Origin of the sequence: Parasphingorhabdus sp. (assembly GCF_039982415.1) — a bacterium.
Taxonomy (GTDB): domain Bacteria; phylum Pseudomonadota; class Alphaproteobacteria; order Sphingomonadales; family Sphingomonadaceae; genus Parasphingorhabdus.
In genome coordinates this window covers 16,180-30,500 of sequence record NZ_JBDWYL010000007.1, presented here as the reverse complement: position 1 = coordinate 30,500, position 14,321 = coordinate 16,180, and the positions used below count along the sequence as shown (strand labels likewise).

Here is a 14,321-nt window from a genome sequence, read left to right as displayed (position 1 = left end):
ATTCTCTATCCGCCGCAGTTTGAACGCGGGTATAACGACTAGGAGTATTTTCGTCATGTTGAAATTTGCAGCGTCTTTTGCGCTTTCAACCGCTTTAGTGGCAATTCCTCTGTCTGCGGTTTCCGCAGGCCAAAAAATTACGAATGATTTGAGCAAATGCCGCGCTGGTAATGGCCCGGCTGTCTTGGTTAAAATTAGCGGAGTCAAGGCGGCTTCCGGTAAATTGCGTGTACAAAGCTATCGCGGTACCAAGGCGGAATGGCTGAAAAAAGGTGCCTGGATTAATCGCATCGAAGTGCCAGCGCAGAGCAACAGCATGACCATTTGCGTGCCCGTGCCTGCTAGCGGCACTTATGGAATTGCCGTTCGGCATGATGTGAATGGCAATGGCAAGACCGATATCCGGTCTGATGGCGGCGGCATGTCCAACAATCCAAGTATCAATATTTTTAACCTGGGTAAGCCCAGCTACAAAAAAACCAAATTTGCGGTGGGCAATGAAGTCAAATCGATCAGCATCAAAATGAAATATCTGTGATGGGCAGATATTGTGAGGAAATAGGCGAGTAACAGATGGCCAATGTAGCGCTACTTTCTAATCCAAATTCCACGGGGAACCGTGCAATATTGCCGGAAGTGCGCTCCTATTGCGTCAAAAATTGTGACGTTTTTCACTATGAAGTCGATGCCGTAGACGAAATTACCAAAGCCCTGCAAACCATCGCCAAGGTCAAACCCAAGGTTCTTGTGATTAACGGTGGGGATGGAACGGTGCAGGCGGCCTTGACTGAATTATATCAGGGTGGTCATTTTGGTGATAATCCACCGCCTGTGGCTGTTCTGCCTAATGGCAAAACCAACTTAATTGCTCTGGATTTGGGTGCGGAAGGCAATCCGCTCAAAGCGCTGGAGCGGATAGTGGAAATGGCCAAGCATGATTTGCATGAACATCTGGTCGACCGCGAGCTTATTGCCCTGTCAGATGGCGGCAAAGACAGTAAAGTGGTGCTGGGCATGTTTTTGGGCGGCGCGGGCCTATCGGAATTTATCCTATATTGCCGGCACAAAATCTATCCTCTGGGTCTCCCCAATGCCGCTTCGCATATATTGACAGTCTTTGCGGCATTGGCGTCGGTTTTATTTGGTATCCGGGCCAAATTTCTGCCCAATCGGCCATCACCGATCAGCATCTCATTGATCAAAAAGGGTCAATATCAGGGTAATTTTGCGATTTTGATCGTGACCACTCTAGAAAAATTACTATTAATGCGCCGGTTCAGCCGTGCACGCGAAAAACGGGGACGATTGCAATTCATGGCGATTGACCAAAAGCCGGCTGCCTTGATGCGGTTTATTTTTTCAGTGCTTTTTGGCCGACTGGGCAAAACCACACAAAAGGGTATTCACCTAGAACAAGGCGATATGATCCGCATTGAAGGTGAAAATAGCAATGTGGTCATGGACGGGGAATTGTTTCGGGCACAGGCCGGACAACCGATTGTTTTGCAATCGACCAAGCCGGTATCATTCCTTCGCCTCGCTGCATAGGCTATTACTCCTCGAGTGAGTGATCTCAAACCTCTTGTTGAAGCGGAACTGATCGAACCGGTTGAACCGCGTGTGGCTGCCTTTGCGGCGGCGATCGCTGACCAATATGGCTCGGCATCCCGGGCGGTGCTGTTTTACGGATCTTGCTTGCGGACCACCGAACTGGACGGGCAGATGCTTGATTTTTATCTGATCGTGTCAAGCTATGAGGAAGCCTATGGCAAAAGTTGGCTGGTGCGCGCAAACAAGCTGTTACCGCCCAATGTCTTTCCCGCTGAACATGATGGACTGGTGGCCAAAATTGCCGTTTTAAGTGAAGCGGATTTTCATGCCCTTAATCAACCGCAGGCCAGCGCTGTCAGCGTCTGGGCGCGTTTTGCCCAGCCATCGCGGCTGGTATGGAGTGTCGATGATGACGCCAAAGAGAAAATTGTCGCTGCCATTATTTGTGCACCGATAACCTTATTTTCCCTGGCTTTACCGATGATAGACCAGCCGGATCAACCGCCATTGGCGGTCTTCCAACGGGGATTTTCATTGACTTATGAGGCGGAATTGCGAGCTGAACGGAAAAACCGAGCGCATTCCGTCGTCGATGCCGATCCCCAGCGCTATGAACGCTTCGGGCAAGCGGCAATGGGGGATTTTAAACGGTCCAATCTTCCAATGTTATCCAATGGGGCGGCGCAAAAACGATGGAAAGACCTGCGCCGCAACGGAAAATTCTTGACATTGGCCCGATTGGCTAAGGCATCGGGAACCTATGCTGGGGGGATAGACTATCTGGCGTGGAAGATTAATCGGCATGCTGGCACCAATTATGAGATCAAACCTTGGCAACGAAAATGGCCAATTTTGGGAGCTTTGACGATGTTACCGCGATTATTTGCCGGTGGAGCGATAAAATAGGCTAAGGTGATCAGCACAGTTTTGGGGAGGATTGCACAATGGTAAAAAATTTATCCGAACATCCAATACATTTTGGCCTGGGAGCGACAGCATTTAGTGAACCCAAATTTACCGGTGAAGTTGATTGGTATCAAGGCTATGCAGAACGGCATATGGCCGATGGCGCCGAGGGACGATTAATGTCTCTCCACCATTTTACAGAATCCTGGACGGTCTGGGAAATGCATCCGGTTGGCGCAGAAGTGGTGATGTGCCTCAGTGGAACAATAGCTTTGATTCAACAATTACCGGATGGATCTGAAAAACAGATTATTTTGCAAGAAAACGAATATGCTATCAATCCGCCAGGCGTCTGGCACACCGCAGATGTTGAAGAGGCGGCAACGGCCTTGTTTATCACCGCAGGGCAGGGCACCGAAAATCGCGACCGATAAGCTCGGAACTAGCGATCCTTATAATCTGGCTTGCGTTTGCTGAAAAAAGCTTTGGCGGCTTCTCGGCTGTCTTCGGTGAAGCTTAGCATAGCCTGTTGGCGATCTTCGATGGCCATCGCCGCTTCGAAGCTTTGTGCATCAATATTGCGGTTGAGCGCATCTTTCGTCAGGCGCAATCCCATAGGCGCTGTATCGAGCATTTCTTCGGCCAACGCCAATCCGGTTGGCAGCAATTTATCTTCATCGACCGTTTCGCTGATCAGCCCCAATTTTTCCGCTCGCTCTGCATGAATGAAGCGACCGGTTAAAAGCAGCTCTGACGCCAATGATGATCCGACCAGCCGCGGCAGAAAATAGCTGGAACCCATATCGCAGCCGCCCAAACCAATTTTGATATAAGCGGCATTCATTTTGAGATTGGGCGCGCCAAAGCGGACATCGCTGGCAAGCAAAAGCGAAAAACCGCCGCCGCAGGCCGCGCCTTGACCCAGCGCGATAATCGGTTGCGGACATTGTCGCATGAGCTGCATAACCGTAGCGATGCTGCGTTGTGTGTGCCAGATATGCTGGACTGACCCGCGCGTTCCATCATTTTTCCAGGCGCCGATATCTAGTCCGGCACAAAATGCGCGACCTTCCGCCCGAAAAATTATCACACGAATATCGTGGCGATCTTGCAAGGCTCGAAAATAATCCTGCAGCGCAAAGATCATATCTTCGTTCATGCTGTTCAGTTTGTCGGGTCGGTTGAGCGAAAGAATTTCGATCGCACCGCGTTGTTCAATCAGCAGGCTATTGGTCATTTTCTTCTCCCCGAACCGATACTCAAATTGCGCCAACCGCCTTGCCTGCCGCTGCAAACATATCGAGAATTTGATCAACTTGTTCTGCAGTATGTTCGGCGCAAAGTGAGCAGCGCAGCAAGGTCATATTTGCTGGGGTTGCCGGCGGGCGTGCAAGATTCACATAAAGCCCTTCGGCGAGGAGCGCTTGCCACATCATAGCGCCGCGTTCGAGATCGGGCATGATAACCGCGATAATCGCGCTTTGAGCTTCCGGCGTGCCAAGTTCAAAACCCAAGTCGCGCAAGCCTTTATGGAGCTTTTTGCTATTTTCCCATAAATGAGCCCGTTTGTTGCCGCTGTGCATCAGCTTGCGGATCGACGTGCTGGCAGTGGCCATCACGCTGGGAGGCAGCGATGCAGTGAATACATAGGGGCGGCAAACCAGCCGCATGATCTCAAATTTCGGATGATTGGAAACGCAGAAACCGCCGACCGTACCAACGGATTTACTGAATGTCCCGATTACAAAGTCGACATCGTCAATCACGCCTTGGTCTTCACAGACTCCACGGCCGTTTTCGCCGATAAATCCCATGCTATGGGCTTCATCGACTAGGGTCATGGCGCCATTTTCCTTGCAGACCCGGATCATCTCTTTCAGCGGTGCGACATCACCGAGCATGGAATAAACGCCTTCAAGGACGACAAGTTTTCCTGCTTCTGCTGGCAAGCGTTTCAGACGCTTTTCCAGCGCTTCCACATCATTATGCCGGAAGGCGACAATCTCAGCATTGCCCATCGCGCAGCCGTCGTAAATGGAAGCATGGCTGTCAATATCAAGAATGACATAATCGCCTTTGCCAGCCAGCGTCGAAATAATGCCCAAATTGGCTTGATACCCGGTGGAAAACACCATGGCATGGTCCATGCCGTAAAATTCTTTCAATGCTTCTTCGCAATCACGGTGTGGACTATAGGTGCCGTTTAAAACCCGGCTTCCGGTGGTTCCCGAACCAAAATCTTTCAGGGCCGTGAGACCGGCTTGTTGTACGTCATCATCGAAGGTCATGCCCATATAATTATAGGTGCCCAACAAAATGGTTTCCTTGCCATTGCATATGGCAACAGTTGGCGATTTTACTTCTTCCATAACCAATGAAAACGGGTCTTTGACACCAGTCGCCAATAAGGTTTCACGCTCTTGGATAAGCGGGTCAAACTTGCTGAGTAAGTCGTTCATTTATCTCTCATATTTTTGTCAGCCAAACCGAAGGTCGGGCAGGCAAGTGGAGCTATTTGCTTAGTTTTCCATCAATTTGCCAACGGCATCGGCCAATTGACCAACGGTTTCGATTTCAGCCTGCATGTTCATGGTGATGATAATATCAAACTCATCTTCAACCGCTGCGACAAAATCCATCACCGTAAGACTATCCCACTCCAAATCGCCTGCAAATGTGGTGGCGTCCTTCAATTCAACGCCTTTGTTATTAAACGGTCCGATCAACCCTTCAACTTTAGCCTTAATTTCTTCGCGACTTGCCATGTTCCCATTCCTCACTCTGCCAGTCTGTTTGGTTCTGACCAACCTTTGCCAAGATGAGCCCCCCATTGGCAAGCGAATAAGGCCGAAACGCGGCACAAGCGTGAGCATATCGGCCACAACTTGCCCAAATGCCCCTATTATGTCACTCTTCGAGAGCATCGGGTCGCGCCTTTGCGGAGGGTCAGCCTATGACCGAAGAACGAAAATGGCCGGATGAAGTGATCCAATTGCTGCGTACGACCCAGCAGCATCACGTACAACTCAGCTTAATGGCAGATCACAAAGCGAATATGCTCATCGGTGCGACATTTGTGGTCTTCACTCTCGCTATTGGGCAGAGCCACGCCAGCAGTTTTTCCTTACCCTTGCTTATATTGGCCATTTCGGCATTTTGCGCCGCAGGACTGGCCGCCATTGCCGTTATGCCGGCAACGAAAATCCGGGCCGGCAGCAATCCGAATATGTTGTTTTTTGGTGCATTTTCAAAGATTTCGGAAGAAGAGTTTCAAAATCAGCTCTTGGCTGAAAATTTTGTTGATCAGGAAACAGTCTATCGCACGATGCTGCGCGATATCTATCAAATGGGCGTTGTCCTCGAGCGTAAAAAATATCGTTATCTTGGTCTCGCTTACCGGGTATTTTTGCTCGGTTTATCGACTACCTTTATCACCTATCTGATCGAGCAGGTAGCTGGACCGCTCTAAAAACCTGACCTTAATCCCAGCGCAGCCAGAGTTGCTCAATCGCCCAAACCACACCTCCGCGCATCGCGCCTTTTGGCTTGCTACTGTCCATTTCAAACTGACCAATTTCACGGAACCAGGTCTCATAAAATATATGCAGTTCCAGGCGCGCCAAATGCAGGCCCAAACAAGTATGAATGCCCGAACCAAAAGCGCCATGACGGAAATGCTTGCGGTCTACCGAAACGGTCATTGGATCGTCGTTAAGCTTATCTTCCCACCCAATCATGGCAAGCGGACAAATTATCTTTTCTCCTTGGCGTAAAGTCTGGCCGCCCAATTGGGTATCTTCGCTGATCTGGCGTGGCAAATTGACGAAACTATAGCGGCGGAGCAATTCCTCGGTGACATTGGCGATGCACGCTGGATCTTCTATTATGCGTTGTTGCAATGCAGGATTGGCCGCCAGATGTTTCATGCAGAAGCTAAGCGCGTTCACGACGGTGTCGAGGCCGGCCAAAAACAAAAGATGTGCGATGGAGAGCAATTCTTCGAAGGAAAGTGCGCGTCCATCAATATCCGATTTGATAATATCGCTCATCATATCATCTTGGGGGTCGGCTTGGCGCTGCTTCACAAATTCGGCTAGAATTCCGACAATTTTTTGTTGAACCTGTGCGACTTCCGGTGTGCCGGCCAAATCGAAATTCTGGCTCACCAGATCCCGAAACTCTTCGAACCTGTCGAGCGGTAGTCCGAGCATTTCCATAAAAACTGAGACTGGGAAACGGGATCCCACGGCTTCAATAAACTCGCAGCTGCCATCGTCTTTGACGGAGCCGATCAGGCGGTCAGCCCATTGTTGAATGCGCTGCTGCAGCGGAGCAATGGCCTTTTTCTCGAAAAACGGACGCATTAACTGGCGGTAGGGACGATGTTCTGGGGGATCGAGCGACAAAGGAATGGTCTTGGGTATGTTTTCAATATGCGGAATAGAGAAATTGGCATTGGAAAACACCGTTGGTTTGCGCAGCAGTTCGATCATCATATCGCCATCTGTCACAATCCAGTGCCCGCCATTGGCAGGTGTCCAAAAGAGCGGCGGTGCATCGTCTTTAAGGGCACGAAAAGCTTCGTGGACATCGATTTTAATCGCTGGTTCTGCATAAATATCGAAATCATGCACCGGCACATCTTCGCGGATCGCAGCATTGGTAGTCATAGCGTCATCTCCCACCCATGTTATGCGCAGAAGCGGATAGTTTCGCAGCTAGTGATTTTAGGAGGCGCTACAGCCAGTCATTCTGCCGATACCATTGGGCGGTGTCTTTCAGACCTTGTCGGGTTTCAATTTGAGCGGTCCACAATTCCGGCGGGAGCCTTTTGGCGGGATCGACGGTCCAGTCATCATGGCAAAAATAGCTGACCCGATCTTCTGTTAATTTGGCCCGTTCACGGCGAACCACGCGATCTATCTTGGCGCCGCATTTGAGAATAAATTTCGGCGTGGACATGGGGTGAACGCGTTTGCCAATCGCCCATCCAATGGCTTTCGCAAAACTGGTTTGCGTCCACCCTCCGGTTTTGCCATCGTCTATTTCAAATATGCCCGCGGTAAGATCTTCATGTGACGGAATAACAGTCATCAAGGCCCTGGCCAGATCATCGACATGAATGGCTGAAAGCCGGCCATCGGCATCGGGGGGCAAAGTGACAAACCCGAATTTGGCCATTTTGAACAGGTCCAGCATTTCACCATCACCGGGACCAAATATGGCCGGCGGCCGAATGATCGTCCAATCCAAACCGCTAGACTTCACAATTTTCTCCGCTTTGGCCTTTGTCTCTCCATAAATGGACAAATCCGGTAATGTTGCAGCTAGCGATGACACATGGATAAAGCGCCGGCATCCTGCTTTTTTGGCCGCTTCTACCACGGCGAGTGTTCCGGCAACATTGCCCGCTTCAAACCCTTCACGCGTGGGTGCATTGACGACGCCAGCAATGTGGATCACCACATCGGCACCGGTGCACATCACACTCAGGCTGGCCGGATTGTCCAAAGCACCTCGGACCCAAGAGACATTGGGCCGGTCATCCTGTGTTCGCCGGGTAAGCGCGCGGACCGGAAAGCCAGCACGGACCGCCAGATTTAGCAAATGTCCGCCGACAAAACCGGTGGCGCCGGTAATGGCCAAAGTTTGTTTGGTCCGCATCGGATTATTTGCCAGCTTTTGCGGTCATAGCAGCACCATCTGATTGCGATGGACCACGGCGCTGCGTGGTGCGTGGCTTAACAGAGCTTCTAGTTCATTACTTCTTCGCCCAATGATTTTTGCACAATCAGCTGCACTATATTCGACCAGTCCGCGGGCGATTACCTGTCCATCAGCCTGAGCAATATCGACAACATCACTGCGATCAAATTGGCCGGTAATCCCGGTAATCCCCGCGGCCAATAGACTATTTCCATCTTGCAGAGCTTCTGCCGCACCGTCATCCACGGAGATGGTGCCAGCGGATGTGAGACGGCCACCCAACCAACTTTTGCGCGCACTGGTCGAACCGCTTGCTTGGAACAAGGTTCCAATTCCACTTTGTTGGTAGCGATCCAGAGGATGATCATGTTTGCCTGATAATATCGACAATTTAATGCCGGCGAGATTGGCGATCCGCGCTGCTTCCAATTTCGAAGTCATGCCGCCTGAACCCAATCCAGAAGAAGATGATCCATCTGCCATAGCCATGATGCGAGCATCCACATGTTCAACCAGCGGGATGATTTGATCATTTTCGGTGCCAGTTGGACGGCGATCAAACAATCCATCAACATCGGACAACAGAAAAACATGATCAGCCGAAGCTGCTTGCGCAACGCGAGCGGCAAGCCGATCATTATCACCAAAACGGATTTCATCAGTGGCGACGCTATCATTCTCATTAATGACTGGAATGGCGCGATTTTCTAATAGTTTTTCGAGCGTTGCTGCCGCATTGAGATAGCGCTTGCGGTCTTCCAAATCATCCAAGGTCAGCAGCATCTGGGCAGCGGTAACATCGTGATTGGCTAGCAAAGCGGACCACAAGCTGGCCAACGCAATTTGGCCAACCGAAGCGGCGGCTTGGGCATCGGCCAAGTTTGCGCGACCGGATTTCTCCAAACCGAGTTTCCGTGCGCCCAGTGCAATCGAACCGGATGAAACAATAATGACCGAAACGCCTTCCGCGTGCCTTTTGGCGATATCTGCGACCAGTGTTTCGAGCCAAGACCGACGAATATTGTCATCATCGCCGACGAGGAGCGATGATCCGATTTTTACAACAATTACTTCCTTAGCAATCGTCATCATAGCGGAGACCAATCCGCCTTTTCCTCCTCATCGCCGTTTTCATCACCGGCCATTTGGTCCTTTTTCTCAATGGAACTATGTCCACCGACTGCTTCGAGAAGACTGTTTAATACCGCATCCATGCCTTTACCGGTGGCGCCGGATAAAGGCAGTATGTCACTAGCTCCTGCGGAACGCAGATCATCGCCAATGGCATCCATCAATTCATCGTCTAGCAGATCAGCTTTGTTCAGCGCTAATATTTGCGGTTTCTCAGCCAGTCCGCCGCCATATTGTTCCAGTTCCTTGGTCACGGTTTTCCATGCTGCAACGGGATCATCGCCGGTGGCGTCGATGAGATGCAACAAGATTTTGCACCGCTCAATATGCCCCAGAAACCGGTCTCCAATGCCAGCACCTTGCGCGGCACCGTCAATTAGTCCGGGAATATCGGCCAGTACAAATTCTCGTCCTTGATGCTGAACGACGCCCAATTGGGGATGAATGGTCGTGAACGGATAGGCGCCGACCTTGGCCTTGGAATTGCTCACGAAGTTGATCAATGTGGATTTTCCTGCATTGGGTAAACCAACCAATCCGGCATCGGCTATCAGCTTGAGTCTGAGCCAAATCGCGGCTTCTTCTCCCGGTTCTCCTGGTTGGTGTTGCCGCGGAGCGCGGTTGGTAGCACTTTTGTAGCTCGCGTTACCGCGTCCCCCCACGCCGCCTTGCAGAAACAATTCTTCTTGTCCCTCAAAGGTAAAGTCGAGCAGGACATGCTCCTTATCTTCCGACAAGATCTGGGTGCCCACCGGGATTTTGATAATCCGGTCTTCTCCGCCGGCACCGGTTCGGTTGCGGCCTGCGCCTCCTTTTCCGCGCGGCGCTTTGATATGCTGCGTGTAACGAAAATCGATCAAAGTGTTCAGGCCTTCGACAGCCTTGAATATTATATCGCCACCCTTGCCGCCATTGCCGCCATCAGGGCCGCCAAACTGAATATATTTTTCACGCCGAAAACTGACAGCACCCGGCCCGCCCTGGCCAGAGCTGACATATATTTTGGCTTGATCTAAGAAATGCATCCCAGTGCATTTAGGGATGTCGCGCTCGAAAGGCTAGGGATTCATTCGGCGTACTGCAATTGCTCCATTTGCGATATACGAGGATCGTTCGGAAAGACCCATTCTTCGCCGATCACTTGTTCAACTGAAAGATGCTCGGGGATCTTGTCCAACCCGATCATTTTATCGCAGGTCTGATGGAAACTATATATGCGGGCTTCTTGATAGCTTAGCGGGACGCTTTTAAAGCCATCGCTTTCCATCGATTTCTGTATCATTTCGCCAAATTGCGTATCTTCTAGAATGATCGGACTCATGTCACGTCCATTGGCTTTGGTTTCATCCGGGACGGTCCAAAGATCTGGTGCAGGGCCGTCTCCCCAGTCCAATGCCATGGTGACCAGTTCCAATCGCGTCGTGTTCAAACCGGTTGGCCAAAATACCAACGGAGGGACAAAATAATTGGATAGCGGAGATACCCAATTTGGAAACATGGTATAGCTTTGTGTGCAGGTGCGTCCCAATTCTCCCACTGTATCTATTTCTTGCCATTCTGGCGGCGATTCGACCGCGCGAACATGTTCGCGGTTGGTATTTTGTGGAGCAGGGGCCAGCATACGGGCATGACCGTTGGGAAATAAGGTGTTCACATTGCGTTTGCTGTCGACCAAGGGCGCGACGGTGTCGGGATGTATGAACGGCACGTGATAAACTTCCATATTGGCCTCCATCGCGACTTTCCAGTTGCAGTTGAGGTCAAAACTATATCGTGCTGCCAATTTTACTTTGTCGAATTGAAATTCTTCCCAATCATCCGCCATTGGGCCCAGCCATTGTTTGAGCGGCATGGCTTCATCGTCAAAATTTACAAAGATGATATTGCCCAACATTTCGCATTGCACAGGGATAAGGCTGCGACATGATAAATCGAGATCACCAAAATCCTGCTTCTCGGGAACACCGACCAACGCGCCATCGGTTTTATAGGTCCAGTTGTGATAGCCACACATCAAGCGCGGGGATTGCCCCTTTTCTTCCGTGACAACCGGGGCCCCACGATGGCGACACGTGTTGTAAAACGCGCGAACTTTTCCATCCATGCCGTGGACAATGATCAATGGATTACCGGTATTCTCCCATTTCATAAAACACCCGCGGTCAGGAATTTCATCGATATGCCCAGCAAATAGCCAGCTTTTTTTCCAGATATGTTGTTGCTCGAGCTCATAATATTCTGGCGAAGTATAGCGGCCAGCGGGCAAATCAGGCAGATGCGGGAAACCTTGTGGCGGCGCTGAGCGGTCCGCTTCCCAGTCCATAAGACGTTTCATCTGTGCCACATATGCGGGGTTCATGATGCCTCTCCTCCCTAAAGGAAATGCCATGATCAGCAGCACAGCGTCGATTGGCAATAGTGATAGATGCGTTTGGCGGCGCAATCCTCTCAAAGAGGAAGCAGGAAATAGGCAGTTTTCTGCTGAACGATAGGATAGGGATGATAACCCATAGACAATGGGCGAGTGCCATAGCGGGATAAAATGACAGACGAAAAAGCAGATCATAAAACGATCCACCAATGGATGGATGCATATACCAATGCATTGGAAAAAAAGGAAATAGCCGTGGCATCCGCTCTGTTTGACGACAATAGCGGCTGGCGCGATATTCTTGCATTTTCTTGGACAATTCAAACCTTTGAAGGCCCTGGTGCGATTGAGAAATTGCTCACGGACCGATTAGCCCAAGTGAACCCGCGCGGATGGACTGTGGATGCAGAACCGGACGCAACGGAAGGCGGGTTGAGCTTTGAAACAGATTTGGGACCTTGCAAAGGCTATATTCGTCTCAACAAAGGGAAGGCCTTGACCTTTTTTACCACGCTGGAAGATTTGCACGGCCATGAACAACCCATAGGAAAGCGCCGTCCATCTGGGCTTTTTGACGATGATAAAACACAATCATGGCTGGATCGCCGCGAGGCGGAACAGGCAGTATTGGGTCATCAAGACCAGCCATTTGTGCTGGTTGTTGGCGGCGGGCAGGGCGGCCTTGCTCTCGGTGCCCGGCTAAAGGTAAATGGCGTACCGGCGCTGATCGTCGATCGCCATAAGCGTTCCGGAGATGAGTGGCGCTCTCGCTATAAGTCTCTGACCTTACATGATCCGGTCTGGTATGATCACATGCCTTATATTCCGTTTCCAGAAAATTGGCCGGTCTTTACGCCAAAAGATCAACTCGGCGACTTTCTAGAAGCTTATGCTCAGATTATGGATCTGAATATTTGGAATGAAACCGAATTTACCGGTGGCTCTTTCGATGCTGACACGCAGCGTTGGACCGTGACGGTTGTGCGCAATGGAGAGACCATAGCGTTGCATCCTGTCCATATTGTTATGGCTGTTGGTAATGCGGGTTTTCCGGCTCAGCCAGATTTTCCTGGTGCCGCCGATTTTACGGGTGATCAATATCATTCCAGCGCCTTTACCAGTGGAGAGCAGTTTACCGGCAAAAATGTGGTCGTTATTGGCGCCAATAACAGCGCGCATGATATATGCTCCGATCTTGTCAATCACGGCATAAAGCCCACGATGATTCAGCGGTCATCAACCTTAGTGCTGCGCGGTTCAACGAATAGCAAAATGGCGCGACCATTATATTCTGAAGAAGCTGTTGAGCAGGGACTGACAACGGAAAAGGCGGATTATTTAAACGCTTCGGTGCCGCTGCGGATGAGCGAACAGCACCAAAAGCAAATCTGGAATCAAATCGCGATATCGGACGCGGATTTTTATAAATCCCTAACCGATGCCGGATTTCAAATTGACTTTGGTGTAGATGGAACCGGCTTATTTATGAAATATCTGCGTACAGCATCTGGATATTATATCGATGTTGGTGGCGCGGCGATGGTGGCGGATGGGCGCATCGCAATCAAATCCGGTGTGGCCGTTGAACGGTTGACTTCAAAAGGCTTGATCTTGTCGGATGGCAGTCATCTTGATGCTGATGCGATTATCTATGCAACTGGCTTTGGTTCAATGGAACAATGGGTGGAGCGTCTTATTTCGAAAGATGTTGCAGAGAAAATCGGGCCCTGCTGGGGCTATGGTTCGGGTGTGGAAGGCGATTCCGGCCCTTGGGAAGGGGAAATCCGCAATATGTGGAAGCCAACAAAACAAACTGGCCTATGGTTTCATGGCGGCAATTTGCAGCAATCTCGCTTCTATTCTCACTATCTCGCGCTGCAACTCAAAGCGCGTTTCAAAAATATCGATGCGGATATCTATCAACCCAATTAGCCGCCATGATTTGCGGTCTTTTTAAACGGCGGGAACGGTGTCCATCAACTGTTCCACTTGAACGCTTTTGGCGAGTTTTTCGGCGAGGTCACGGCTAAGCAGCGCCATTATCGCATTTTGAAAGGCGGGCGATTTTTTCATCAATTTTGTGACTTGCGCTGCTTCCCAATGAACAAGGCGCGCGCCAGGCAGGGCCGTGACATCGGCCGAAGGCGCGCGATCCAATACAAAGGCTATTTCACCGATAAAATTATCTGGCTCCAATTGAAAAGTCTTATCACCCTTTTTAATGACAACGGCGCCATCGATTAAAAAATATAAGTTGGTCAAAGGCTGGTTTTCGGACGCCAATGGCAAAAGCGTTTCCGCGGTCGACCAACGTGCTATTTTGAGCAATTGGCGAAACTGACCGGGTGAAAATCCGTCAAAGGATTCAAACAATTTCTTGTCTTCTGCGCTCAATGCAAAAACGGTGCGTTCCATTGCGATACGGAATAATATGACAAGATTGGCCGCGACCAGAATGAATGTTGTAAAAATCGCATCCCATAAGGGAATATCGGGAAACAGGTAATAATAGAGCAGATAAAATGCGGATCCCGCTAGCACCATGAGCCGCAGTTTCATTTCATCGCGGATGAGAAAAGCGACTATGTAAAAGACCGCTCCGAAATGGATCAGCAAAGCGGTGTTGAAATCAAAGGCCATAGAAAGTCCGTCGGTT

General features: G+C 50.4%; 15 protein-coding genes. 6 read left to right on the top strand and 9 right to left on the bottom strand.

Annotated elements, in window-relative coordinates:
• Positions 1-55: 55 nt before the first annotated feature.
• Genes ABJU74_RS09955 through ABJU74_RS09940 form a run of 4 tightly spaced genes read left to right on the top strand, consistent with a single transcriptional unit; the run spans position 56 to position 2,891 of the window.
• Positions 56-538: a DUF2141 domain-containing protein gene (locus ABJU74_RS09955; protein WP_348384066.1), complete on the top strand. Its 483-nt coding sequence runs from the start codon at positions 56-58 to the stop codon at positions 536-538.
• Positions 539-573: 35 nt separating this feature from the next.
• Positions 574-1,548 carry a diacylglycerol kinase family protein gene (locus ABJU74_RS09950; protein WP_348384065.1) on the top strand — a complete coding sequence of 325 codons (975 nt, stop codon included), beginning with the start codon at positions 574-576 and terminating at the stop codon, positions 1,546-1,548.
• A 15-nt stretch (positions 1,549-1,563) separates the two neighbouring features.
• Positions 1,564-2,457 carry a hypothetical protein gene (locus ABJU74_RS09945; RefSeq protein ID WP_348384064.1) on the top strand — a complete coding sequence of 298 codons (894 nt, stop codon included), beginning with the start codon at positions 1,564-1,566 and terminating at the stop codon, positions 2,455-2,457.
• 38 nt (positions 2,458-2,495) lie between these two features.
• Positions 2,496-2,891, top strand: a complete 396-nt coding sequence (locus ABJU74_RS09940) for a cupin (RefSeq protein WP_348384063.1) — start codon at positions 2,496-2,498, stop codon at positions 2,889-2,891.
• An 8-nt stretch (positions 2,892-2,899) separates the two neighbouring features.
• Here ABJU74_RS09940 and ABJU74_RS09935 read toward each other — a convergent pair whose 3' ends face one another.
• The 3 genes from ABJU74_RS09935 to ABJU74_RS09925 are packed head-to-tail and all read right to left on the bottom strand — an operon-like array spanning position 2,900 to position 5,222.
• Positions 2,900-3,694: an enoyl-CoA hydratase/isomerase family protein gene (locus ABJU74_RS09935; RefSeq protein WP_348384062.1), complete on the bottom strand. Its 795-nt coding sequence runs from the start codon at positions 3,692-3,694 to the stop codon at positions 2,900-2,902.
• Between the two features lie 22 nt (positions 3,695-3,716).
• Positions 3,717-4,916, bottom strand: a complete 1,200-nt coding sequence (locus tag ABJU74_RS09930; RefSeq protein ID WP_348384061.1) for an aminotransferase class I/II-fold pyridoxal phosphate-dependent enzyme — start codon at positions 4,914-4,916, stop codon at positions 3,717-3,719.
• A 60-nt stretch (positions 4,917-4,976) separates the two neighbouring features.
• On the bottom strand, positions 4,977-5,222 hold the full coding sequence (locus ABJU74_RS09925; protein WP_348384060.1) for an acyl carrier protein: 246 nt from the start codon (positions 5,220-5,222) through the stop codon (positions 4,977-4,979).
• A 188-nt stretch (positions 5,223-5,410) separates the two neighbouring features.
• On the opposite strand from ABJU74_RS09925, the gene ABJU74_RS09920 reads away from it, so the two are divergent.
• Positions 5,411-5,926, top strand: coding sequence for a Pycsar system effector family protein (locus ABJU74_RS09920; RefSeq protein WP_348384059.1), 516 nt, complete (start codon positions 5,411-5,413; stop codon positions 5,924-5,926).
• Positions 5,927-5,936: 10 nt separating this feature from the next.
• On the opposite strand, the gene ABJU74_RS09915 is transcribed toward ABJU74_RS09920, so the two are convergent.
• From ABJU74_RS09915 to ABJU74_RS09895, 5 genes are all read right to left on the bottom strand, one after another.
• Positions 5,937-7,127: a cytochrome P450 gene (locus tag ABJU74_RS09915; RefSeq protein ID WP_348384058.1), complete on the bottom strand. Its 1,191-nt coding sequence runs from the start codon at positions 7,125-7,127 to the stop codon at positions 5,937-5,939.
• A 67-nt stretch (positions 7,128-7,194) separates the two neighbouring features.
• Positions 7,195-8,121 (bottom strand): NAD-dependent epimerase/dehydratase family protein, encoded by a 927-nt coding sequence (locus ABJU74_RS09910; protein ID WP_348384057.1) that lies wholly within the window; start codon positions 8,119-8,121, stop codon positions 7,195-7,197.
• Positions 8,122-8,145: 24 nt separating this feature from the next.
• Complete coding sequence (gene proB, locus ABJU74_RS09905) at positions 8,146-9,255, bottom strand: glutamate 5-kinase (protein WP_348384056.1); 1,110 nt, start codon at positions 9,253-9,255, stop codon at positions 8,146-8,148.
• A complete protein-coding gene (gene obgE / locus ABJU74_RS09900; protein WP_348384055.1) occupies positions 9,252-10,319 on the bottom strand; it encodes a GTPase ObgE in 1,068 nt (355 codons plus the stop codon). The genes proB and obgE overlap by 4 nt, the downstream gene beginning before the upstream one ends.
• Before the next feature lie 41 nt (positions 10,320-10,360).
• Positions 10,361-11,653 carry an SRPBCC family protein gene (locus ABJU74_RS09895; RefSeq protein ID WP_348384054.1) on the bottom strand — a complete coding sequence of 431 codons (1,293 nt, stop codon included), beginning with the start codon at positions 11,651-11,653 and terminating at the stop codon, positions 10,361-10,363.
• A gap of 183 nt (positions 11,654-11,836) precedes the next feature.
• Between ABJU74_RS09895 and ABJU74_RS09890 the strand changes: the two genes are divergently transcribed.
• Positions 11,837-13,597 carry an NAD(P)/FAD-dependent oxidoreductase gene (locus ABJU74_RS09890; protein WP_348384053.1) on the top strand — a complete coding sequence of 587 codons (1,761 nt, stop codon included), beginning with the start codon at positions 11,837-11,839 and terminating at the stop codon, positions 13,595-13,597.
• A gap of 21 nt (positions 13,598-13,618) precedes the next feature.
• Here ABJU74_RS09890 and ABJU74_RS09885 read toward each other — a convergent pair whose 3' ends face one another.
• Positions 13,619-14,305, bottom strand: coding sequence for a cyclic nucleotide-binding domain-containing protein (locus ABJU74_RS09885; RefSeq protein ID WP_348384052.1), 687 nt, complete (start codon positions 14,303-14,305; stop codon positions 13,619-13,621).
• Positions 14,306-14,321: the final 16 nt, after the last annotated feature.